This window comes from Arcanobacterium hippocoleae, assembly GCF_040360365.1.
Classification (GTDB): domain Bacteria; phylum Actinomycetota; class Actinomycetes; order Actinomycetales; family Actinomycetaceae; genus Arcanobacterium_A; species Arcanobacterium_A hippocoleae_A.
In genome coordinates, this window is record NZ_CP136412.1 from 1,826,310 (window position 1) to 1,847,046 (window position 20,737).

The window sequence follows — 20,737 nt, forward strand, 5'->3', positions numbered from 1 at the left end:
ATGGCGGGTATCGGATTTCTTGTTTTGTGGCTGCATTTTTGATTTTTTGCTTGAGTGTATTAACGAAGCTTTATTCAGCGGAGTTCTCTCAAATCTGTTTTTGACTACAAGTTTTGCTTTGATCTTGGTATTTGCTGGATTTTTTGGATTATTTGGCGATTTGCTCTATATCGTGTTTTATATTGGAGTTTCGTTTACACAGTATGGTGAGCAGCTAGCTTTCTCGATAATCGGCTTAGCTGTGATTGCAGTAGTGTGGATTGTTAATCGAAACTGGATAATCCCTGCAACCCTGTTATTCCTTAGCGTATTAATACTTGATATTTTCCAATCGCCAGATTGGCTTGAAAGTGCTTATGCAGCTATTTTAGTTTTTACCCTGGTGTTTATGATTGCGTATGCAATAAGAAATCTTGTAAAGCGAGTACACAATTATGAAGCTAAACTCGTGTCTGAGCGGGAAGAATCTCGGTTAGCGCTTGAAGCAGTTCGTGCGAACCTTGCTTTGCATTTGCATGATAACGTGGCAAAAGATTTAACACGTGTAATGATTTCTTTGGAGGAGCTTGCAATGAAATATCCAAAGCTCGCTTCCGATATTTCTCCTATTGAAAATACTGCGCGGAATGCTTCAAGCAGAATCCGTCCGATAATTTTGAATTTGCAATGTGAAGTAAAAGAAACAAGTATTCAAAAAGCAATTGAAGAATCACAAATGATGTTGCAGGCGCGGGCTTTAGTGCTGAATATAGTTGCGGATTCAGAATTTGAAGTCGGGTTAAAGCGGCAAACAGTTTTGATAGCTGCGTTATTTATCCGTGAAACTGCGGCAAATGCACTCAAATACGCTGAACCGAATAGCGAAGTTAGCCTATTTATTGAACGTGATAGTGAAGAGTTACATTTGACGATGGTGAATGCGATTGCGGAAAAACTTCCGTCGGCACATTTTACAGGCGGTTTCGGGCTGCGGAACTTGCATTCTAAATTCATTGAAGAAGGCGGAAAACTTTCATTTACGCGGGATGGAAATCGTTGGGTGATAACCGCAAGTATTGCTGATAAAGGGAAATCTGATGAGTAGTGACATTCGTATTTTACTTGCTGATGATGATGTGATTGTACGTGAAGGGTTAGCTTCGCTGCTCGATCATCGAGACGGATTAAAAATTGCGGCGACAGCTGAGAATGGAAAGCAGGTTCTGCAATATTTAGCACACAATAGTGCGGATATAGTTTTACTAGACGTTGATATGCCTGTACTTGATGGAATATCCGCGGCAGCAGAGATTCGCAGCAGGTATCCAGATATTGCTGTAATCATGCTTACTGCTTTCGAGCATCAGGAATCTTTAGCGAAATCGTTAGCGTTAAATGTGCGTGGTTTTCTTACAAAAGATGTTCCGTCGGCTAAATTAGCGGAACTAATTAAGGAAGCATACGCTGGAAAATCTGTTTTTACCCAACGTCCAACTGATATTCTCACTCACAGTTATGTCGCCTTAGAAAATAAACAAAGCGAATATCAGGAATTTCGTGAAAAAATCGAATCTTTGCCGCATTATCTTCGGACGGTGTTTGATTTGCTGATTCAAGCTATGCCAAATAAAAATATTGCGCGAGAACTTGAAATTACTGAATCTACAGTGCGAACCTATATCACTAAATTGTATTCGGTTACCGGGTGCACTAATCGCGGCGAACTGACAATCGCCGCAATCAGAGCCGGGTATTAACTGTTGATAGTCTTGCAATATATTTGGAACTAACGGAGATATTACTCTTCGACCAGCTGAAAGTAAGTATCTTCGAGCGACGGGTTCATTGCAATCAACTCTGTAAGAATAACCTTTTCCTGCAAGGCTGCAGCAGATACATTTTCCGGCTTGATTCCATTGCCGACGGTAAAGCCGTCACCGGATATGAATTGGGCTTCGGGGTATTTTTGTGCAAGGGCTTGTAAAAGAAGATTCAGCATATCTGGATTCGCCGTAGTGAAACGGGTTGCGTGCGCAGTAATCGGACGAATCTCGTTAATGCTGCCGCTGAACCGAATTTTACCTTTGCTTAAAACAATCAAATCTGTGGCGATCAACGAAACCTCTGAGATGATGTGTGAAGAGATAAGGATGCTCCCGCCATTATTACAATAATCACGTAATTTATCTCGGAGCCAGCGGATCCCCTGCGGATCTAAACCGTTCATCGGCTCGTCTAGGATCAGCAGTTTTGGCTCCCCAAGAGTTGCTGCTGCAAGTGCTAATCTTTGCCGCATTCCCAATGAGAGATTTTTGACGCGAGTTTTTGCCGCTTGTTCTAACCCGACAGAAAACAGAATTTCCTTAATAGCGCTTTGTGAGCTTTTAATACCGAGCAGACTAGTTTGGATTTTGAGAATGTTTTCGCATGTAAGTCTCTTATCGAGCCAGTCGGGATTAAGCAGGGCGCCTATTTCTTTTACCGGCGGGTTAATATCTGCGATGGTTTTTGAATCAACTGTAATTTGACCATTTGACGGCTGAGATAATCCGCAAATAATTCGCATTAAAGAACTTTTACCAGCACCATTCGGACCAAGTAAAGCAGTAATTGATCCGCTATTTACGCTGAAAGATACGTCTGTTAAGGCGGAGAAACTACCGTATAATTTCGAAACTTTTTGAACGTTGAGAATATTCATTACCGATCACTCTTTAATCCTAAGTATGCCAAAACTGCTAAGACGCCAATCCATATTGCGAAATATGAATAGGCGATAGCTGCCTGAGAAAAACTTCCAAATGCGAAATTTACGGACAGCGTGACGATGGTGTATTGAGACGCGAAAGTGTCAAGACCTTTTCTGATTAGTGAAAGGAAAACTAATACAATCGGTAAAATCCAAATGATTGATACATAAAGAGTGAGTGAAAGCGCCGTAGTGCGCCCGATAATTCCAATAGCCGCTCCTACTGCAGAGAAAGCTATCAAAAGTAAAAAGAACCGAATTGCTATCGGAAAAATAACTTGCGGATTAGCGGCTTCACCATTGCTGACTAGTAGTATTACGCAGCTTTCGGCAAAACAGACAAAGAATATCGTGCACATTATTGCGGAGGCATAAAGCACTGCGGCCCCAAGAGTCTGCAGCAGCACTATCCTTCTGTTTGGATAACGCAGAAGGTGCAGATAAAGCATTCCTTCCGCACGGAAACTGGCAATAGCAGCAGTGGTGCAGCATCCGACAAGCATCGGCAATAAATCCAGTATGTGGTTCATTGCAGTAAATGATTTTTCTTGTGTTGTGTATTGTGCCGTAATAATTAACGAAAATAACAGTAACAGCGCATAGACGATGCGCTGGCTGCGTAAAGACTTTAAATAAATTAATTGTGATTTCATATCAATGTTCATTTAGATACAGACAATTTAATGTGCTTGTCTTTTGGCTTTTTGCCGGAGATCAGGGCGCCGACTATCAAAGTTAAAGCAAGTATTATTGCTCCAGATTATTTTTTACTTTCTCTTTTCTTGCGGATATCTTCTCCGAATCCTGCAACAACCAGGAGAATGAAGAATCCTAACAAGATCATCAGATAATCTCTGATTTCATGAAGATTGTTGCTAATTGCAAAGAAAACGCAAGCAATCAGCCATATTAAGGGGATGACAAATTTTTGCCAAAGGTGGTGGGAAAAGAATCCAATTGCGAACTGAATCGCAAAGAAGATTAAAGCAGCTCCAGCCAGCACGGCAGATAGCGCGGATGCAGACAGATTCAGAAAATTCATTGCTAACCTTTAATATTAGAAGGCGCGGCAGAGAAATCTAGCCGTTCCAGTACTGTGCTATTGACCATTAGGTACCTATAGCGCGCTTAACTTGGTTGAAAATCCATTCGAGAATTTTTCCTTTATTATTCCAGCAGCATTTAATTGCGATGCTGCCATATTTTGCTACTAATTGAATTAGGCGAAAAATGCCCCCATTTTAATCTTCTTTTGTTTCGATTTTATTGACGCAATTTGCGTCTCTTTAAGGAAAACACTTTTCTCAATTCGATGTAAGTCGATCTTTATCGATGTATTACCTCGATTTTTATCGAGGCGGTGTTATTGACTTTATGGGAGAGGCGATATTCGTGCTATTCACGCTCTGCGCGGAAAATCATTCTTCAGTCTGCGGATTTTCTGCGGTAGTTCGTTAGACTTACATCTAAGTAGAAGGTTTCTACCTGTTAGCTTCCTAATTGTGTTTCGTCTATAAATCAAGAAATACGAAGATCAAGCTAGGTTCTAACCTGTGATGGTACCGTCGTATGCATTTTTTGGAAGAATATCGAGTGCGGCGGCGTGTGACTAAAGGAGAATAATGAGCAACCCAGTAATGGAGCGCAACCCGTACTTCAAAGCGGGGGCTGCGCGGCCAAATCAGTTTAATCAAACTCAATACCAGACAGATTACTCCGCACAGTATGCTCCGCAAGGATATGCGGCAGAGCAGAGTGCGTTTGTGGTGCAGCCGGAAGCGGAACGCATGACCTATCGTGATGCGATGAACAAGACAGCAATACTGCTTGGGACCACACTTGCTGCCGGTATCGCAGCAGTACTGCTTTTCCGCCGGCATTACTAAGCGCTCTGGCAATTGGCGGTTCGCTGATTGCATTTGTTGTCGGTATGGTGATTGCGGTTAAACGGGTAGTACCAGCTGGATTAGCGCTTGCATATGCAGCGCTTGAAGGTGTTGCATTGGGAGCTATCACTCGTTTCGTTGATATCTACATTCCAGGCGTCGCATTTCAAACGATTGTTGCAACGGCAGTAATCGTAGCCGTATGCCTTGGTCTGCATTATTCCGGTGCAGTGCGCACAAGCTCCCGCGGTATGAAATTCGTAATAGTTGTTGCGCTCGGCGGAATCATCTTCTCATTTGTGAATCTTGGCGTGATGCTGTTCGGCGGGCAAAATCTGCGTCTGGTCACGGTAGCAGGTATCCCGCTTGGTCTGCTGCTTGGCGTGCTCATGCTTTTTGTTGCCGCATATATGCTGATTGCAGACTTTGAACAAGTGCAGTACGCCGTAGAAAATCAGGCTCCAAAAGGATTTGCTTGGACCTGCGCAATCGCAATCGTAATGACGATTCTCTGGATTTATGTTGAAGTGCTGCGGATTCTGATGATTTTCTATTCAGATCGTTAATACAAAATTAACGACGGCTGTGCGATGCTGCAAGGATACCGTCAATCATCGAAACAAATGGATTCGAGGTTCGTGAAATACAAATTTGCGAACCCCGAATCCATTTTTAGTTTCAATTCGAAATTGCTTCGAAACGGCTTCGAAGCAAAGCAAGCAATAGCGTTACGGCGGAATTGCAGTTCTTTTGCTGCAATTCCGGACGCGAATTAATTAGGCTGGGTGTTAATCAGGCTGGGCGTACACACAACCGGAGAATATAAGTTTGGGAGGTGTGTTTTCTCGTGTTTAGTGTGCGCCAACAATATCTACTACAAACACAAGCGTATCCGTACCGGAAATACCTGCGCGCGGATTGCCGTTTTCGCCGTATCCCTTATTCGGCGGAACTGAAATCACCAGACGGGAACCGATTTGCTTCCCGACAAGCGCTTGATCCCATCCCTGAATTACCATCCCAACTCCAATCGGAAAGCGCGACGGTTCGCCGCGATAATACGAGGAATCAAAGATTTCGCCCGCCCAAATCTGCCCGTGGTAGTTCACTTCGATTTCTTGACCAGCACGCACAACAGCGCCGGTTCCTGCTTCAAGTACTTCCACACGCAGCCCTTTCGGTGCTGGTTCTTCAGGAAAAGTAAGCGTTGGGGTATCGCCAAACTTGCCGCTAACTTTCGGCATCGTAACTTCCATTATTGCCTCCATGAGGTTCTGCTGAATAAACTCAGCGGTCGAAAACGTTCAGTATAAGTTTATCCTTCGCATCAGCAGGATTGGCAACATGTGCAGCGTCAAGCTGCTAATCCTGCTGTCTTTTGCGCAAGTAATACAAAAATTCGTAATACAAATCGGAGATTAATTATCCAGGTGCAGCGGTCCGGCGCCGGGAATCGGGCAGGCGATGCCTGACGCACTGTGACAGCGGTATCCGTCGGGATTTTTCTTTAAATACTGCTGATGTGAATCCTCAGCCGGAAAGAAAATTGCAGTTCCTGGACTGTGGATTTCTGTTGCGATTTCACCTTTCGCATGTTTTGAAAGCACATGCTGGTAGGATTCCTTTAACTCGTTGGCTACCGCAAATTGTGAATCTGCGGTGGTGAAAATTGCTGATCGGTATTGTGTGCCGATATCATTGCCCTGCCGATTTTGCGAGGTTGGATCGTGACATTCAAAGAAAGTCTTTAGAATTTCTCCTGTTGAAATCTGTTTTGGATTGTAAACTACGCGGACTGTTTCGGTGTGTCCGGTGAGACCAGTGCAAACTTCTTCGTAAGTCGGGTTTGGTGTGTATCCGCCCATGAATCCAACAGCCGTCGTAGTTACGCCATCCATCTCCCAATAGATTTCTTCCACTCCCCAGTAACAGCCGGCAGCAAGAAAGATAACTTCATGGCCGTCGGGACGGCTAAGAATATCGGATCCATTAACTGCGTGAGGCGCAGGTTGGGAAAGAACTGGCTCACTGCGTCCAGGAAGCGCTGCTTCAGGTGTGACCATTTCTGGGGGTTTGCGGAAAATGAACATGGTACTTCCAATTCTCTGGTTGAATTTTCTTATCGAATTCACTGGTTGATTTTCATATCGGAAGAAAAATCCTGAACTCGCATTTCAACGTATTGTAATGATTTTTCGGGGAGAGGAGAATCTGCAAAGGAGGGAAGCTTCTGCGGGACGGACTGCTGGCAGCTGCTCCGCCCCGCAAATCTCTTAAAGCGGCCTAAACTGTTTCAATATTTAGGACTTCCACTTGGAATTCTTTGCCATTAGGTGCGATATATGAGGTTTTGTCGCCGACTTTTAATCCAAGAATCGCTGCGCCGAGCGGAGCTGTTTGCGGATAGACATCAATGTCAATATCTGCAGCTGCTTCACGGGCTCCGAGCATAAAACGTTTTTGTTCTCATTCACCTGTGCGGTGATGATTAGTCCTGGCGCCACATTTTCGGTGTTAGTTGGGTTTTCTCCAACTTCGGCATGGTCCAGCAGGTAGGTTAGTTCCTGAATCCGCCCTTCCATCTTCGACTGCTCTTCACGTGCAGCATGGTATCCGCCGTTTTCCGAAAGATCTCCCTCTGAGCGTGCTGCTTCGATTCGTTCCGCAATTTCGGTACGGCCGGTGGTTTTTAAAGTCTCAAGTTCTTTTGCGAGACGTTCATAGCTTTCTTTGGAAAGCCAGGTGCTTTCTGCCATATTCTACTCCTATAAATGACGTTAACCGCCCCGTGCAGCAAATCAATTGACAGTGCTCGGAACGGCAATTGTAAAAGTTTATCGTATCGGTGCTCAAGCTTAATCTGCTGCGAGTTTATTTTTCGATTATACCGACGTGTAAACATAAATACGCCGTAGCGAAAAATCTCGCACCAAATTCAATTTCGCCATATCGACTCAAGATTGATCTGCTAATAGCCCGAGTATCGCGGCGGATGACGGCGTGCTACTGCGGCGGAATATTCATTTAGTAAGCCGGAGCTTTAGATGAGATGAGTCTATCTTAAGTTTTGGATTGTGCAGAGCCGTGTCCGCAGTTTTTCCTGCACGCGAAAATTTTGTGGTTTCCCGACGTGTTTATGTTTTCACGATTTCCATATTTCGTGTTTAGTGTGCGCATATTTCATGTTTTTCATGTCTGCTGCGCGGCAGTTCACCGGTGGAATCGTTTCTGTGAAATGTGTTTTATCCGGAAAATATTTGCAGGATTGGAGCGGCAGACTGGCGTAAAGTTGGATCCCGCATTCAAAGGTAGTTTAATTATAAATTAAAATGGAGTAGGGTTGGATAGAAAACATTCACATCGAAACTAGCTGAATGTTTGGAATAGCTGCATTTCGGGGAGAGGAGGAAGCAGATGGAAGAACGCCGCTTGATGGCAGTGCACGCGCATCCTGATGATGAATCATCAAAAGGAGCGGGCATGACAGCAAAATATGCACAAGCCGGGCGCGTATGCGTAGTTACCTGCACCGGCGGTGAACGCGGCGATATACTCAACCCGAATCTTGCCGATATTCCGGAAGTGTACAAAAAATTTGTGATATCCGGCGCCGCGAAATGAAAGCAGCGGCTAATTGTCTCGGAATCGAGCATGTTTGGCTCGGATTCGAAGATTCTGGTTTTCCAGATTTGAATGCGGCTTCACCGCAGAAATTGCCGAAAGGTTGTTTTGCAGATTTGCCGTTGAAAGAACCAGTGGCGAAGCTTGTAACACAGATTCGCCGGTTCCGTCCGCAAGTTCTCACGTGTTATGACGAAAATGGCGGATATCCGCATCCTGATCATATTCGTGCTCATCAGACAGCGCTTGCCAGTGTTGCCGCTGCAGCTGATCCGGAATTTTCTCCTGCCGATGGTGAACCATGGAAAATTTCGAAAGTCTATTACGATGTTACCTTTTCCATTCCGCGGATGACTGCTCTCGATGGAGCAATGCGGGCTTGCGGGCTTGAATCGAATTTAATCGATTGGCGGAAACATGAGAAATTACAGCGCAGCAAGGTTTCGCATGCGAAGATTAATGTTGCCGATTTCTTCCCGCAGCGCGACAGCGCACTTCGGGCGCACCAGACCCAAATAGATCCGGATGGATTCTTCTTTAGTGTTCCGCGCAGCATTGAAGCAGCTGTCTGGCCATGGGAAGAATTCTTTCTGGCACAAAGCGCCGTTGGAATGCCGCAATATGAAGAACACGACCTCTTTGAACGGATTCCCGGAGTAGCAATACTGCCTTAGCTTTTATAAACAATAAAGTTTGGGAAACCGCAGGCAAATAAATATTATGAAACAGCAAAAAATAACTGCAGCGAAGCAAGCGCACTTGCGGCAGGGCGGCAGCCGTGAATATCGATTATGAATATCGATTATGAATATCGCACGGCGCCTTAACCTCAGCTCACAATGAACAGCGCAAGCCAAATTGCAACTGCGTGGCAAGCGTATCCGGCGACAGTACCCAAATGGAAGAATTCATGGAATCCGAAATATTTCGGCCATGGATTAGGCCAACGGAAAGCATAAAACATTGCGCCGATAGTGTACGCGCCGCCGCCGCAAAGCAGCAGCACAACCACTGCCGGAGAGCCGTTAACCCAAAACTCGGGAAGAAACCAAACGGCTACCCATCCGAGAAGAACATAGAGAATCACATATAGCCAACGCGGGGAATTAATCCAAAATACGTGCATTAAAATTCCAATAATTGATCCGCCCCAAATAATCGAAAGGACAAGTATAGTTTGGCTTGGTGAAAGTAAAATCGCTGAAGTCGGGGTATACGTACCGGCAATGAGGAGAAAAATGTTTGCGTGATCTAATCTGCGCAGAATTGATTTCGTGCGGGGATTCCAATTTCCAATATGGTAAGTGGCAGAGCAGCCAAATAGCACCAGACCTGCAATCAGGTAGAGTACGACGGAAAATGCTTGCCCGCCTGTGGTGGTAAAGCAAAGAAGTACAATCGAGTTCGCGAGAGCAAGCGGAGTGGTCGTGAGGTGAATCCAGCCGCGCAGTTTCGTTTTTGGAAGTTGCTCGCGGTGAATTTTTGCACGTCTTATTTTCGAAACGCGTGCATTGGCTGATACCGCCGAATGTTTTGCACTGGTTTTGGTTTCTGCACAGTTTGAATTGAAGCTGCCGGCGTCATTTTTCTTTTGCTTCGGCTTAGTTTGAGCATTCTGTGTTGAAATAAGCTTTTTATTTTCACGTACGCTCGTCATATTTCCTCCAGTGTCAGGATGATTTCTGCTTCGAGTTTATTTCTTTATCCCGCAGCTTTCCAACTGCCGTTTTGATTAGATATTAAGAATTGATTAGATATTAAGAATTGTAATGCGGTATTCGGATTGTCGGTTAGAATGAATTTGCGGACAAAGTTTTATTGGTAAAGTTGTGCTAGCTAAAGCGAAGGTGATTTTATGCGTGTGCCCGAGTTTCTTTATTCGCTTTATGAACGCCGGCTTAACCGCCAAGTCGTCGGAAAAAATCTTCCTGCGCATGTGGGAATTATTTTGGATGGTAATCGGCGCTGGGCAAAATCGCTTGGTGTCGCAACTGCCTCCGGGCATCGCAAAGGTGCAGACCATGTGAGTGAAGTTCTCGGTTGGTGTGACGAATCTGGGATCGAGATTGTCACTTTGTGGATGCTTTCGACAGATAATCTTTCACGGGCGAAAGGTGAACTCTCCGATTTACTTGATATTATTGCACGGCTAGTTGAAACCCTTTCCCAGACCGGCCGCTGGCGGCTCCTGCCGATTGGGGATTTAGATTTACTTCCAAAAACGATTTCACAAAGAATTCAGGAAGCTTGTGCGCGCAGCGCAGATTGTGCCGGCATGAAAGTAAATGTGGCAATTGGCTACGGCGGACGGCAGGAAATTACGCGGGCAGTGCAGTCATATCTGCGAGAACAGGCAGAGCACGGCGCGAATCTGGCAGAAGTTGCCGACAGAATCTCGATGGAAGAAATTACCAATCATATGTATACGCGGGGGCAGCCGGATCCGGATTTGATTATCCGTACTTCCGGCGAGCAGCGCATGAGCGGATTTTTGCTCTGGCAGACGGTACATACAGAATTCTATTTCTGCGAAACCTACTGGCCGGATTTTCGCCGCACCGATTTTTTGCGTGCTTTACGTGACTATTCACTGCGTGACCGGCGTCTTGGGAAATAATGACGGGATTTAGCGGCAAACTCAGAGTGCGCCGACGGAATACCGGTCTGACTGTGCTGCCACTTCTTTGCGTGTGGGCGGATTTGCTCCCTGCCGGCAGACAGTAATACTGGCGGCAGTGGCAGCAAAAGCTCCAAGGGAGACAAGCATCCCTTTGGAAATATTTGCGAGACCAGTTTTATCTTCGGCTCCCAGCATTGAGATGCGCGCAAGACCGTCGATAAGCGCGGACATAAGCGAATCTCCGGCGCCGACAGTATCTACTACCTGCACTTTGATTGCCGGAATTCGAACGCGGTGCTGTGCAGAAAAAATTTCAAGACCATTCCCGCCATAAGTGATAGTTATTAGTTTTACACCGCTGCTAAGGAACTTTTGTGCAATTTCTGCAGGTTCAATATCTCCGTAAAGCGCAGCCAAATCTTCATATGACGCTTTGAAGATATCAATAAAAGGTATAAAATCTTCAATTTGGGCAATTACACGTTCTTTTGGTCCGACTAAATTTAGGCGCACATTCGGGTCGTACGAAATTGTGGAGGTGTCTTTATAAAAATTTAGCCATTCTTTGAGTGTTTCGCTTCCGGGGCGAGATGTGCGCCAACTGATCCAAAGTGAATTAGCTGCGGGGCTGTTTCTAATAGTGCAGCGCGTTCTTCTGGGTCTGTAGGCGGATGCGGATAATCCGAATGGATATCGAAACGGTAGACTGCAGAACGGTCTGCGGCAATCTGGGCATGAGCTAAGGAGGTTGGTTCGGCAGTGACTGAACCGGGGATAAGCGCTACGCCTTCATGCTCGCAATATTCTTGAATTAGCTTGCCGTCGGGATCGTTTCCGATACGGGTAAGGAGTGAAATATCCCGTCCAAGACGCGAAAGTCCAATTGCGACGTTCAGCGGAGATCCTCCAGGCAGCCGAGCATCTGCCTGATTATCGGAATTGTAGAAGACATCGATAAGTGACTCCCCGATTACTAGCATTGACATTTTATGCCTCTTGATTTTCAATATTTACGGATTGTCGTTTTTCTGTATTCTCAGCATTGGAACCGTGAAAATCATTACTTGCGGCAGCGGCTCGCGCTTGTGCTTTGGCGAGTCTTTCGCGGGCGCCGTCGAGCCATGATTCACATCGGCGGGCAAGAGCTTCACCAAGCTCCCAGAGCGTAATTGCTTCTTCGAGCGGAATATTTCCTTGTTCCAGCCTGCTGACGATTTCTACAAGTTTTGCACGGGCTTCTTCGTAGCTGAGGTTTGCAGCGTTTTCTTCAAGCTGCGCAGCGGTGGGAGCTGGCATTAGATTATTTGTGTTCATTTTTGCTCCTTTTTGATTGCTGCTTTTGGGAATCTGTATTTTCTGTGCTGTGAATCTGTGAAGTTTTTGTTCTTATGCCAGCGACATTCAAGGAGATAAATCCGTCTTGTAAAATTGCTTCAATAGCATCTTTTTCTGAGATTGTAGCAATACTAGTGATGACGCCGCCATTACTCTTACGTAACACACTGTAACCGCGGGAAATCGTTGAATGTGGGGATAAAGTCCGAAGATGGGACAAAATACCTGCTAAATCGGTAGTGGAAAGTTCAATTTTATGATTCATGCTTGTGTGAATAGCATTACGAAAAGTGGTGAGTTCATCGGCGCGCACATCAATCAGCACTTCCGGCTTTGTAAATATTGGACGTTCGCGGATTTGCGTAAGCTCAGATTTGAGAATATTTATTTTATTTTCAAAAGCATTATGGAGCCGTCGGGTTATTTCAAAGAGTTTCTGTTTTTCTTCGTTGACATCCGGCACGATGTTCTTGGCGGCATCGGTAGGAGTAGAAGCGCGGTAGTCGGCTACGAAATCAAGCACAGGGTTATCGGTTTCATGACCGATTGCAGAGACGACGGGAGTGCTTGCTGCGGCAACTGCGCGCACGAGTTGTTCGTCGGAAAAGGGGAGTAAATCTTCGACAGATCCGCCTCCGCGTGCAAAAACGATAACGTCTATTTCTGAAAGTGTGTCTAGTTCTTTTAAAGCGGTGAGCATTGCTGGAACTGATCCGATTCCCTGTACTTGGACTTCGCGGATTTCGAACTTTGCACTCGCCCAACGAGCTTTCGCATTGACTACCACATCGTGCATCGCTTTCGTGTTCCGGCCGCAGATTAGCCCAATTTTGCGCGGAAGAAAAGGGAGCGGCTTTTTCCGGCTTGCGGAAAAAAGCCCTTCGGCTGCGAGACGCTGCTTGAGCTGTTCAATTCGGGCGAGAATATCTCCAATGCCGACGGCTCGCACTTCGTCTGCGAAAAGTGATAATGACCCGTTCCCAGGCCAAAAATCCGGTTTTGCACAAACTATCACACGTGAACCCGATTCGATTCCGGCCGGTAATGCGTGAGTGAAAATTTTGACGTTAATCGAAACTTTTTCTTCGAGATCGGCGAGTGTGAAATACTGGATTTTGGCGTTTTGGCGCCGCACAAGAGTGATAATCTCACCTTCGACCCACAGGCGAGACATTTTGCTTACGTATTCTGCAATTTTTGCTGAAAGTATTCGGAGCGGCCAAGGGCGGTCTGGTGTGGTTTGCGCAGCTAACTGCGGCAGATTCGACGGAATTTGAGCGGGGGTTTTCATGGCTGTAATTCTTTCACTCCTTGCTGGTAATGTGGGATTCAGTTGCTCTTTTGAGAGGATTTTTGATGGTTCATTCTGATGGTAATTCTGCAAATCAGACCAAGGTATCGCTGGCAGGTGCTTCGGCTTTTCCTGCAGATGTTTCTTCTGCGCCGTCACCTGAAGGGAAGAAAATTTTGCTTGCTACTCCGCGCGGATATTGCGCAGGTGTGGACCGTGCTGTAGATGCTGTAGAGAAAGCTTTAGAACTTTATGGTACCCCGATTTATGTGCGCAAGGAGATTGTGCATAACAAGTTCGTAGTGGAAACGCTCACGGAGCGGGGAGCTATTTTTGTTGATGAAACTGAAGATGTGCCTGAGGGGCGCGAGTTGTGTTTTCGGCACATGGAGTTTCTCCTCTTGTTCATGAACAGGCGCGCAGGCGTTCGCTGCGAACTATTGACGCTACCTGCCCGCTTGTGACGAAAGTACATAAACAGGCTGTGCGTTTCGCTGATGAAGATTATGATATTTTGCTAATCGGACATGTTGGCCACGAGGAAGTGGAAGGTACGCAGGGTGAAGCTCCGCGGCATATCCAGGTGGTTAATGGTCCCGAAGATGTTGATTCAATTCAGGTTCGTAATCCGAATAAGGTTGTGTGGATTTCTCAGACGACGCTTTCTGTAGATGAAACAATGAAGACGGTGAGCCGCTTACGGCAGCGGTTTCCGAATTTGCTTGATCCGCCATCGGACGATATTTGTTACGCCACCCAGAACCGTCAAGGTTCGGTAAAAGAAATGGCGCCGCGTGCCGATATTGTGATTGTGGTCGGTTCGGCAAACTCATCTAATTCTGTACGCCTTGTTGAGGTCGCTCTTGAAGCTGGTGCCGGCAGTGCTTACCGTGTAGATAAAGCAAGTGAGGTTGATCCGAGCTGGTATACGGACGCAAAAACAATTGGCGTTACTTCTGGTGCATCTGTGCCGGAAATTCTTGTTCGCGATGTGGTTGACTTGTTAAAGTCGCACGGTTTTACTGAGGTGGAGAACGTAACAACTGTGCGTGAGGATGTGCATTTTTCATTGCCGAAGAATCTCCGTTCAGATTTGAAAGAAACTGGTATGGATGTAGACCGGCCGCATCGGCCGCGTGACAAGGATATGCCGGTATCTAATGCGCGTTCGAGTCAGAACACAAAGTGAATCTAAAATAGATTTTCGTCGGAGTCTGATTCTTGAATCGTGAATCTTTGATCGACAAATTGCCGCACTTGCCCTGCTTCCGCACTGATCTGCAAAGCTGTTTGCGTTAATTCCAGCCCTTCCGTTTCGATCGAATCAAACTGCCTTGCAGCGGTTAGTACGCGTGATTCTAATGAACCTAATGCGGAATTGTAGTGTTTTACTGAAGCGCTGAGAGACTTTCCGAGTGAGTTTAAGTGTTTTGTTGTAACGTTTAAGCGATCAATCAGTGTGCGCCCAAGATTTACGATTTTTGCTGCTTCAGTGGTGGCTGCAGATGATGCCCAAATCGTGGCAATTGCTCGCAGTAATGCAAGTAGTGAAGTAGGTGAAGTAAGCACTACGCCGTCACGAAAAGAATTCTCAAGCAGTGTTGGATCGCGCTCAAGTGCTTCAGCAAGCAATGCTTCTGAAGGTACAAACAGCACTGTGAGTTGCGGAGAATCGGTAAAATCTGCAGGATAATTCCGTTTCACTAATTCTTTTACATGCGCAGCCAGCGCTTTAGCGTGCGTATTAAGATACTGTGCTTTTGCAGCGATTTGCGCAGCATCGTTGCCGGTGATCGCTTGTGCTTTCAAATATGCGCTGAGTGGTACTTTTGCGTCTATCGCAAGATGCCCTCCATTTGGTAAGTGAACGGTAGCATCAGGGCGCAGCCCGCGTTTTTCGTTACTTAAGATTCCGTCCGTGAAATTAGAACTTTGCTGCTGCAAACTAAAATCTACGTGCGCGATCATCCCAGCTGCTTCAAAAATACGTTGCAACTGCATTTCGCCCCAATTTCCGCGCGCGGAGGTGGAACGAAGAGCGGAGCTGAGCTCATTTGCAGTGTTGCGTAACTCGGCCTGTAATTTTGCATCATTTGCAAGCTGATTCAGCAATTTTTCTGATGCTCCGGCAGTATGCTGATCAAGCGCAGATACTTGCCGATTCACTAAATCGAGTTGCTTTTGCAGCGGGGTGAGCGCTTGGAGTAGCTCACCGTGCTCCTCGCGGCGTGCAGATAGCTCACGATTCGATACCCGTAATTGCTCCAATTGCCCTTGCGTGAGTAAAAGTTCTTCACGCAAAGCACTTGCCTTTGATTCTACCTGCCGTAATTGGCTCGCATTTTGGAATTTAGCTGCGAAAAAACCAGCTGCGCTACCGATTGCAAGCATTGCAAGCATCATTATTACTACATTGATTTCCATGAAAACAGATTAACTGACCGCTCCCTGGAAAATTCCTTGCTTTTTCGATAAAGCCTGAAATTAAGCGGAAAAGTGATCTTTGTGAGGAAAAATCTGATTCTGCGAGCACGCCGTCAGCCCCCCGCAAATACGAATAAAACGCAATTTTTCCTGCGGCTAGCCGAATTTCACACCCGAAACTCAGGTGCATCCCCAAATTCGCACAAACACGCCATTCCCACTAGACTTAAGCGCGTGGCTTTAACAATTGGAATTGCAGGACTCCCAAACGTCGGGAAGTCAACTCTTTTAACGCGCTTACTCGCGCAACCGTGCTTGCGGCAAACTACCCGTTCGCAACTATCGAACCAAATGTTGGTGTGGTGCCTTTGCCGGATCCGCGGTTGCAAAAACTCGCCGAAATTTTCGGATCGGCAAAACTTTTACCGGCAACAGTGTCGTTCGTGGATATTGCGGGGATCGTGCGCGGTGCTTCAGAAGGTGAAGGGCTGGGAAATCAATTCCTTGCAAATATTCGTGAGGCAGATGCGATCTGCCAGGTCACGCGGGCCTTTGCGGATCCTGATGTGGTGCATGTAGATGGAAAAGTGGATCCGGCAGCCGATATTGAAACGATCACTACAGAGCTTGTGCTTGCTGATATGCAAACACTGGAAAAGCAGTTGCCGCGCCTGCAAAAGGAGCTGACCGGAAAGAAAATTGAGAAAGAAGTAGTGGAAACAGCAAAAGCTGCACTCGCGATTCTTGAACAAGGAAAGACGCTTTCTGCTGCCGGCGGAGGTCTTGATCCAGACATCTTGAAGTCGTTCCAATTGATGACGGCGAAACCGTTTATTTATGTATTTAACACTGACGATGCTGGCCTTGCAGATCAAGAAATGCAGGAAAAACTACGGGCACTCGTTGCGCCGGCAGAGGCAATTTTCCTAGATGCGAAATTTGAGGCAGAGCTGGTAGAGCTTGCAGAAGATGAAGCTCGCGAGATGCTCGCGGAAGCAGGGCAAGAGGAATCAGGGCTTGATCAGCTTGCCCGTGTTGGATTCGATACGCTCGGGTTGCAAACGTATCTCACTGCTGGTCCGAAAGAAGCCCGCGCCTGGACGATCCGCAAAGGGTGGACGGCCCCGCAGGCGGCTGGCGTGATCCATACTGATTTTGAGCGTGGCTTCATTAAAGCGGAAGTAGTATCTTTTGCCGATCTGCTCGAATATGGCTCGATGCAAGAATGTAAAGCACACGGCAAAGTACGCATGGAAGGCAAAGAATACGTAATGCAAGACGGAGATGTGGTGGAGTTTCGGTTTAATGTGTAATCATTATCGGCATTGATAATGATTTTCGCGATTATCTTATTCCGCTATTGCTGTTCAATCTGAAACTAACCTGCAGTATCCGGTTCGTATAGGCTGGTTTCAGATTGATCGATTAAGAGAAAATTTATGCATAGATAAAGAAAACACTAGTAGGTTTAGGACGAACGATGTTTGAAATGGGCAGTCTTGCTGACTGGATTTCGGCAGTCGGCGGTCTTCTTGCTGTTATCGCAGCTTCGATGAGCTGGAAGTCCAGTCAGCGAATGCTGAATATTGAGCAGAATCGTGATTCAAAGCGAGCACTTGCCATGCGGCGTGAACAGGCGGAGCTAGTGTTTGCGGTGGGTGCATGCTTGCCTAATAGAGATAAATCAGAACATTGGGCAATCTATATTTACAATGGATCAACCAAACCAATTTTTGATATTAAAATTGAAAGCCAAAAACTTGATGGCCGCGCTCCGAATAAGCCTCTTGCCTTGAGCGTGATACCTCCGGGGCAGTTCGTCGTTCCAAGTCATCCGGTTTATCATTGGGGAACACTTGTTGACTTGTCCTTGAAACCAGAAGTTGTGGATTTGCTTGTTAAGGGGAAAGGTGCGGGGATGATTACTAGGTTTGAATTTGCAGACTCTTCACATCAAATCTGGACAATCGATGCTTCCGGGCAGCTGCACTCAAAGCAGCAAGCATAATTACTAAAAATAAATGTCTTTTACGTGCGGCAGCGCCAGATCGTGCAAGATCACCCGCAGTTTCGGGATGTCTGCCGGAAGGCGCGCGAGTGGCTGGCGGCTCCAGAGTCCAACTCCTGAGGGATGCTGCTAGTAGTGAGCCGGGAGCGCGAACAATCCGGCGCTCGTCATACTGTAAGTTATTAGCTAGCTATAAGCTAGCTAATGTGAATTATGGTGAATAGGACGGAGAAAGGAACAGCTATGGCTCGAAGTGCTACGGTGTTTGCTCGGGTAGAACCAGAAGTAAAAGAGAACGCCGAAGAAGTGTTAAGTAAACTCGGTATCCCTATGAGCAATGCGGTGGATATGTTTCTGCGGCAAGTAGTGATCCAAGGTGGAATACCGTTTGCGCTGACTAGCCGTCCGCGCACAGGTGTGCCTGTGGCGCATGCGAGCTTGAGTGAAGCAGAGTTTCGCGATGAACTCCAAAAAGGGCTCGACTCGATTGCGGCTGGTCGCACCGCTACAGCTGACGAGGTAGATGCGGCAATGAGCGCGCTTCGCGCCAGTGTGAGTGCAATCGGACGTTAAAAATGCGGGACATCGCCTATTCGGCTGAGGCGCAGGCGGACTTGGCCGACATTTACGTCTACCTTGCTTGGGATTTGGGTGCTCCGCAGGTGGCGAATCATATTGAAGAGGCAATCAGATTGAGGATTCGTAGCCTCGCTGAGTATCCTTTGCGTCACAGAGTGCTAGACGATCTAGCGATGGGTGCTGTGCAAGTGCGAGTGACTAAGGCCGGCAATTGTGAAATCTTTTATCATGCGGATGAGCTGAGTAATTCAGTAGTAGTCGTGCGGATTCTGTATGCTGGCCGCGACATAGCTGAACAGTTAAGAGGATGAATTAGTTAATCACGAAGACTACTACCATCACTATTACTACCGTGTCAAAGAATATCGAGATTGAAGTGTGTACTGGGCGGAGTTTAGGTTTAATGTGTAAAACCTGCTGCGGTGAGTATCGGCTGATAAATAGGTTCTGAAAGCGCACAATCGTAGAATTGTGTGCTTTCGGTTTATTTAACAATCCAATCTGCATCAACGCAGGAATAATCTCAATGCAGAGATACCTTGAGTAATCTGATGAATGGCTGCTGAAGACGGTACACAGCAGGGTATAAGTTATCGGATGTTGCTAGTTTTGTGCTGCTAGTCGTGAAATCTGGGCTTTGGCAGGAGCAGCATTAATGACGGGCAATAAAAGAAAACATTGTTTGTTGCCCTTGCCGTTTAGATTCCAGTGCCTTGCCGAGTTTCCCAAATGAGTGAATCTGTTTTTGCGGCGTTCCGTGGGGAAAGTTGGTTCTTGCCGTTACTTACGTAGCTTGAATAGAGTTTCCATTAATTGTGCAGCGAAAATATTTCCTCATTCCCGCAGCAATAAAACTCAAGTAAAAGTAACCTGATATATCTGCTCTGAAAACTTAGTGCAGGTGCTTGTGTGCAGTTGTGGCAATAAAACATGTGCTGAATCTATTTACAGCAAAGTACATCAAAATTCTAAAAATAGTGAATATCATTCATTGTTAGGGTATGCTAACCTAATAATGAATAGTGTTCGCTATAGGAAGGTGTACAAATGCCAGCTAATGAAAATGAAAAACTGGAAATGCCGGAATTAACTGCGCGCTCAGAATCGGGAGTTGCAGCTCATAAAATTGTATATACCGGAGTATTTACCGCAATATACTTCGTAGTACTTTTCGCAATTGGGATGCTTGGTTTCTTTGGTCCGCAGTTTATGCTGATTAGTTTCCCCTTAGTGTGGCTTATCAACGGAACCGTCATTATCTTAATGCTAAATAAGATTCGTTCTTTTGGCGCGCTTACATTTTTAGGCATTATTATCGGGAGTTTGATGGTGCTCACCGGGCACGCATGGACCACGCTCGCTTCCACTATTTTAACTTCACTAATCGCTGACTTGCTGTCGCGATCTGGAAACTATACGAATTCGGTGAAAAATATTTTTTCGTACGGGATTCTTCAGCTGTGGTATATCGGCCCGTTGCTCCCGATTTTTATGCTGCAGATTCCTACTACGCTGATATCGCCCGGCAAATGGGGCAAGCATATGCTGATCAGATGCGCGCATTTTACACGCCGGAAATTCTTGGCATATTCGCAATTGCAGCTTTTATTATCTCTTTACTGGGCGGATGGGTTGGAGTAAAAGTTTTGCACAAGCATTTTAATAAAGCGGGTATTGCCTGATTGGAAGTAACCGATGGTCACGCAATCATCTGGCGGATGTGAAGCAGAGATTCCCGATAACGTTCAAATGTCATGGAAAAGAGTGCGCTTTCTGCGTAATGATCCGCGGACAACGTTACTTATCGCTGCAATTATTAATATTACTGTGATGGGCAGTGCAAGCAATCTGGTGCTGATAACTGCTGCTATGCTGGTAGGTGCGCTATTTGCATCAGTCTCAACCCTGCGGGGAGTGTTTACCTTTTACGCAATTGCGGGATTTTTCATCTTTTTACAGAATACGGCGCGTTGCTTGGAACAAGTTGGATTTCAGCATTCCTGATTAGCATTAGCTTTTGGGCATCACGCTTCACGTTAACATTTACAATCGGAATTTACGTGTTGTATTCAATGAATCCTTCAGAATTGCGTGCAGCAATGTATTCGCTCCGTCTCCCTGCGGCCTTCATTTCGGCAGTTTTAGTGATGCTGCGTTTTATCCCAACAATTTTTGCGGAAATTCGCGCAATCCAGGAAGCGATGAAGCTCCGGGAATACGTCTTGCGGGTCGGGACGCGCTAATT

At 46.2% G+C, this 20,737-nt stretch carries 26 protein-coding genes and 3 pseudogenes; 15 read left to right on the forward strand and 14 right to left on the reverse strand.

From position 1 onward, the window contains the following. Window positions 1-100: 100 nt before the first annotated feature. Both RQN30_RS09425 and RQN30_RS09430 read left to right on the forward strand, forming a co-directional pair. On the forward strand, window positions 101-1,084 hold the full coding sequence (locus RQN30_RS09425; protein WP_353060253.1) for a hypothetical protein: 984 nt from the start codon (window positions 101-103) through the stop codon (window positions 1,082-1,084). Continuing rightward, entirely contained in the window at window positions 1,077-1,736 is a 660-nt protein-coding gene (locus RQN30_RS09430) for a response regulator (protein ID WP_353060254.1), read from the forward strand. The genes RQN30_RS09425 and RQN30_RS09430 overlap by 8 nt, the downstream gene beginning before the upstream one ends. 41 nt (window positions 1,737-1,777) lie before the next feature. Here RQN30_RS09430 and RQN30_RS09435 read toward each other — a convergent pair whose 3' ends face one another. From RQN30_RS09435 to RQN30_RS09450, 4 genes are all read right to left on the reverse strand, one after another. Then, window positions 1,778-2,680 (reverse strand): ABC transporter ATP-binding protein, encoded by a 903-nt coding sequence (locus RQN30_RS09435; RefSeq protein ID WP_353060255.1) that lies wholly within the window; start codon window positions 2,678-2,680, stop codon window positions 1,778-1,780. Continuing rightward, the gene (locus RQN30_RS09440; protein ID WP_353060256.1) at window positions 2,680-3,393 is read right to left on the reverse strand and encodes a hypothetical protein; all 714 of its coding nucleotides are present in this window, start codon (window positions 3,391-3,393) and stop codon (window positions 2,680-2,682) included. The genes RQN30_RS09435 and RQN30_RS09440 overlap by 1 nt, the downstream gene beginning before the upstream one ends. 95 nt (window positions 3,394-3,488) lie before the next feature. Next, window positions 3,489-3,770, reverse strand: a complete 282-nt coding sequence (locus RQN30_RS09445; protein WP_353060257.1) for a hypothetical protein — start codon at window positions 3,768-3,770, stop codon at window positions 3,489-3,491. Between the two features lie 67 nt (window positions 3,771-3,837). Beyond that, window positions 3,838-3,960: an aureocin A53 family class IId bacteriocin gene (locus RQN30_RS09450; protein ID WP_353061831.1), complete on the reverse strand. Its 123-nt coding sequence runs from the start codon at window positions 3,958-3,960 to the stop codon at window positions 3,838-3,840. Between the two features lie 390 nt (window positions 3,961-4,350). Between RQN30_RS09450 and RQN30_RS09455 the strand changes: the two genes are divergently transcribed. Together RQN30_RS09455 and RQN30_RS09460 are read left to right on the forward strand one after the other, a co-directional pair. Then, window positions 4,351-4,614: a hypothetical protein gene (locus tag RQN30_RS09455; RefSeq protein ID WP_353060258.1), complete on the forward strand. Its 264-nt coding sequence runs from the start codon at window positions 4,351-4,353 to the stop codon at window positions 4,612-4,614. Window positions 4,615-4,640: 26 nt separating this feature from the next. Beyond that, window positions 4,641-5,180 (forward strand): Bax inhibitor-1/YccA family membrane protein, encoded by a 540-nt coding sequence (locus RQN30_RS09460; protein ID WP_491608727.1) that lies wholly within the window; start codon window positions 4,641-4,643, stop codon window positions 5,178-5,180. A 285-nt stretch (window positions 5,181-5,465) separates the two neighbouring features. On the opposite strand, the gene RQN30_RS09465 is transcribed toward RQN30_RS09460, so the two are convergent. From RQN30_RS09465 to RQN30_RS09480, 4 genes are all read right to left on the reverse strand, one after another. Beyond that, a complete protein-coding gene (locus RQN30_RS09465) occupies window positions 5,466-5,882 on the reverse strand; it encodes an FKBP-type peptidyl-prolyl cis-trans isomerase (protein ID WP_353060260.1) in 417 nt (138 codons plus the stop codon). 150 nt (window positions 5,883-6,032) lie between these two features. Further along, window positions 6,033-6,704 (reverse strand): peptide-methionine (S)-S-oxide reductase MsrA, encoded by a 672-nt coding sequence (msrA, locus tag RQN30_RS09470; protein WP_353060261.1) that lies wholly within the window; start codon window positions 6,702-6,704, stop codon window positions 6,033-6,035. Between the two features lie 193 nt (window positions 6,705-6,897). After that, window positions 6,898-7,035, reverse strand: a complete 138-nt coding sequence (locus RQN30_RS09475) for a GreA/GreB family elongation factor (RefSeq protein ID WP_353061832.1) — start codon at window positions 7,033-7,035, stop codon at window positions 6,898-6,900. Continuing rightward, the gene (locus RQN30_RS09480; protein WP_353060262.1) at window positions 6,978-7,370 is read right to left on the reverse strand and encodes a hypothetical protein; all 393 of its coding nucleotides are present in this window, start codon (window positions 7,368-7,370) and stop codon (window positions 6,978-6,980) included. The genes RQN30_RS09475 and RQN30_RS09480 overlap by 58 nt, the downstream gene beginning before the upstream one ends. Before the next feature lie 658 nt (window positions 7,371-8,028). Here RQN30_RS09480 and RQN30_RS09485 point away from each other — a divergent pair. Continuing rightward, window positions 8,029-8,235: a PIG-L family deacetylase gene (locus tag RQN30_RS09485; protein ID WP_353060263.1), complete on the forward strand. Its 207-nt coding sequence runs from the start codon at window positions 8,029-8,031 to the stop codon at window positions 8,233-8,235. Further along, window positions 8,232-8,909 (forward strand): PIG-L family deacetylase, encoded by a 678-nt coding sequence (locus RQN30_RS09490; protein ID WP_353060264.1) that lies wholly within the window; start codon window positions 8,232-8,234, stop codon window positions 8,907-8,909. Before RQN30_RS09485 ends, RQN30_RS09490 begins: the two co-directional genes overlap by 4 nt. Before the next feature lie 155 nt (window positions 8,910-9,064). On the opposite strand, the gene trhA is transcribed toward RQN30_RS09490, so the two are convergent. Continuing rightward, window positions 9,065-9,892, reverse strand: coding sequence for a PAQR family membrane homeostasis protein TrhA (trhA, locus tag RQN30_RS09495; protein ID WP_353060265.1), 828 nt, complete (start codon window positions 9,890-9,892; stop codon window positions 9,065-9,067). Window positions 9,893-10,090: 198 nt separating this feature from the next. Here trhA and RQN30_RS09500 point away from each other — a divergent pair, with 198 nt between their 5' ends. Then, window positions 10,091-10,852, forward strand: a complete 762-nt coding sequence (locus RQN30_RS09500) for an isoprenyl transferase (RefSeq protein ID WP_353060266.1) — start codon at window positions 10,091-10,093, stop codon at window positions 10,850-10,852. Window positions 10,853-10,873: 21 nt separating this feature from the next. Here the strand turns inward: RQN30_RS09500 and RQN30_RS09505 are convergent, their stop codons facing one another. Genes RQN30_RS09505 through xseA form a run of 4 tightly spaced genes read right to left on the reverse strand, consistent with a single transcriptional unit; the run spans window position 10,874 to window position 13,481 of the window. Next, window positions 10,874-11,368: a carbohydrate kinase family protein gene (locus tag RQN30_RS09505; protein ID WP_491608669.1), complete on the reverse strand. Its 495-nt coding sequence runs from the start codon at window positions 11,366-11,368 to the stop codon at window positions 10,874-10,876. A 41-nt stretch (window positions 11,369-11,409) separates the two neighbouring features. Continuing rightward, a complete protein-coding gene (locus RQN30_RS09510) occupies window positions 11,410-11,841 on the reverse strand; it encodes a PfkB family carbohydrate kinase (protein ID WP_353060267.1) in 432 nt (143 codons plus the stop codon). A gap of 1 nt (window position 11,842) precedes the next feature. Further along, on the reverse strand, window positions 11,843-12,169 hold the full coding sequence (locus RQN30_RS09515) for an exodeoxyribonuclease VII small subunit (protein ID WP_353060268.1): 327 nt from the start codon (window positions 12,167-12,169) through the stop codon (window positions 11,843-11,845). Then, window positions 12,156-13,481 (reverse strand): exodeoxyribonuclease VII large subunit, encoded by a 1,326-nt coding sequence (gene xseA, locus RQN30_RS09520; RefSeq protein WP_353060269.1) that lies wholly within the window; start codon window positions 13,479-13,481, stop codon window positions 12,156-12,158. The genes RQN30_RS09515 and xseA overlap by 14 nt, the downstream gene beginning before the upstream one ends. A 65-nt stretch (window positions 13,482-13,546) precedes the next feature. On the opposite strand from xseA, the pseudogene RQN30_RS09525 reads away from it, so the two are divergent. Beyond that, window positions 13,547-14,670 (forward strand): annotated as a pseudogene (locus tag RQN30_RS09525) (4-hydroxy-3-methylbut-2-enyl diphosphate reductase). Window positions 14,671-14,672: 2 nt separating this feature from the next. Here the strand turns inward: RQN30_RS09525 and RQN30_RS09530 are convergent. After that, a complete protein-coding gene (locus RQN30_RS09530; RefSeq protein WP_353060270.1) occupies window positions 14,673-15,905 on the reverse strand; it encodes a DNA recombination protein RmuC in 1,233 nt (410 codons plus the stop codon). 234 nt (window positions 15,906-16,139) lie between these two features. Here RQN30_RS09530 and ychF point away from each other — a divergent pair. From ychF to RQN30_RS09565, 7 genes and pseudogenes are all read left to right on the forward strand, one after another. Next, window positions 16,140-17,218 (forward strand): annotated as a pseudogene (ychF, locus tag RQN30_RS09535) (redox-regulated ATPase YchF). Between the two features lie 167 nt (window positions 17,219-17,385). Next, window positions 17,386-17,913: a hypothetical protein gene (locus RQN30_RS09540; RefSeq protein WP_353060271.1), complete on the forward strand. Its 528-nt coding sequence runs from the start codon at window positions 17,386-17,388 to the stop codon at window positions 17,911-17,913. Window positions 17,914-18,156: 243 nt separating this feature from the next. Further along, complete coding sequence (locus tag RQN30_RS09545) at window positions 18,157-18,486, forward strand: type II toxin-antitoxin system RelB/DinJ family antitoxin (RefSeq protein ID WP_353060272.1); 330 nt, start codon at window positions 18,157-18,159, stop codon at window positions 18,484-18,486. Between the two features lie 2 nt (window positions 18,487-18,488). Further along, complete coding sequence (locus RQN30_RS09550) at window positions 18,489-18,803, forward strand: type II toxin-antitoxin system RelE/ParE family toxin (RefSeq protein ID WP_353060273.1); 315 nt, start codon at window positions 18,489-18,491, stop codon at window positions 18,801-18,803. Between the two features lie 871 nt (window positions 18,804-19,674). Beyond that, window positions 19,675-20,174: pseudogene (locus RQN30_RS09555) on the forward strand (MptD family putative ECF transporter S component). 13 nt (window positions 20,175-20,187) lie between these two features. Further along, window positions 20,188-20,496 (forward strand): hypothetical protein, encoded by a 309-nt coding sequence (locus RQN30_RS09560; RefSeq protein ID WP_353061859.1) that lies wholly within the window; start codon window positions 20,188-20,190, stop codon window positions 20,494-20,496. After that, window positions 20,463-20,735, forward strand: coding sequence for a CbiQ family ECF transporter T component (locus RQN30_RS09565; protein WP_353060274.1), 273 nt, complete (start codon window positions 20,463-20,465; stop codon window positions 20,733-20,735). The genes RQN30_RS09560 and RQN30_RS09565 overlap by 34 nt, the downstream gene beginning before the upstream one ends. The last annotated feature ends 2 nt before the right edge of the window (window positions 20,736-20,737 follow it).

Coding starts and splice junctions, on each gene's coding strand:
- RQN30_RS09510 (WP_353060267.1), bottom strand. CDS start 11,841: ATGTCAATGCTAGTAATCGGGGAGTCACTTATCGATGTCTTCTACAAT.
- RQN30_RS09500 (WP_353060266.1), top strand. CDS start 10,091: ATGCGTGTGCCCGAGTTTCTTTATTCGCTTTATGAACGCCGGCTTAAC.
- RQN30_RS09560 (WP_353061859.1), top strand. CDS start 20,188: ATGGTCACGCAATCATCTGGCGGATGTGAAGCAGAGATTCCCGATAAC.
- RQN30_RS09545 (WP_353060272.1), top strand. CDS start 18,157: ATGGCTCGAAGTGCTACGGTGTTTGCTCGGGTAGAACCAGAAGTAAAA.
- RQN30_RS09540 (WP_353060271.1), top strand. CDS start 17,386: ATGTTTGAAATGGGCAGTCTTGCTGACTGGATTTCGGCAGTCGGCGGT.
- RQN30_RS09485 (WP_353060263.1), top strand. CDS start 8,029: ATGGAAGAACGCCGCTTGATGGCAGTGCACGCGCATCCTGATGATGAA.
- trhA (WP_353060265.1), bottom strand. CDS start 9,892: ATGACGAGCGTACGTGAAAATAAAAAGCTTATTTCAACACAGAATGCT.
- RQN30_RS09490 (WP_353060264.1), top strand. CDS start 8,232: ATGAAAGCAGCGGCTAATTGTCTCGGAATCGAGCATGTTTGGCTCGGA.
- RQN30_RS09550 (WP_353060273.1), top strand. CDS start 18,489: ATGCGGGACATCGCCTATTCGGCTGAGGCGCAGGCGGACTTGGCCGAC.
- RQN30_RS09530 (WP_353060270.1), bottom strand. CDS start 15,905: ATGGAAATCAATGTAGTAATAATGATGCTTGCAATGCTTGCAATCGGT.
- RQN30_RS09455 (WP_353060258.1), top strand. CDS start 4,351: ATGAGCAACCCAGTAATGGAGCGCAACCCGTACTTCAAAGCGGGGGCT.
- xseA (WP_353060269.1), bottom strand. CDS start 13,481: ATGAAAACCCCCGCTCAAATTCCGTCGAATCTGCCGCAGTTAGCTGCG.
- RQN30_RS09435 (WP_353060255.1), bottom strand. CDS start 2,680: ATGAATATTCTCAACGTTCAAAAAGTTTCGAAATTATACGGTAGTTTC.
- RQN30_RS09430 (WP_353060254.1), top strand. CDS start 1,077: ATGAGTAGTGACATTCGTATTTTACTTGCTGATGATGATGTGATTGTA.
- RQN30_RS09440 (WP_353060256.1), bottom strand. CDS start 3,393: ATGAACATTGATATGAAATCACAATTAATTTATTTAAAGTCTTTACGC.
- msrA (WP_353060261.1), bottom strand. CDS start 6,704: ATGTTCATTTTCCGCAAACCCCCAGAAATGGTCACACCTGAAGCAGCG.
- RQN30_RS09480 (WP_353060262.1), bottom strand. CDS start 7,370: ATGGCAGAAAGCACCTGGCTTTCCAAAGAAAGCTATGAACGTCTCGCA.
- RQN30_RS09445 (WP_353060257.1), bottom strand. CDS start 3,770: ATGAATTTTCTGAATCTGTCTGCATCCGCGCTATCTGCCGTGCTGGCT.
- RQN30_RS09465 (WP_353060260.1), bottom strand. CDS start 5,882: ATGGAGGCAATAATGGAAGTTACGATGCCGAAAGTTAGCGGCAAGTTT.
- RQN30_RS09515 (WP_353060268.1), bottom strand. CDS start 12,169: ATGAACACAAATAATCTAATGCCAGCTCCCACCGCTGCGCAGCTTGAA.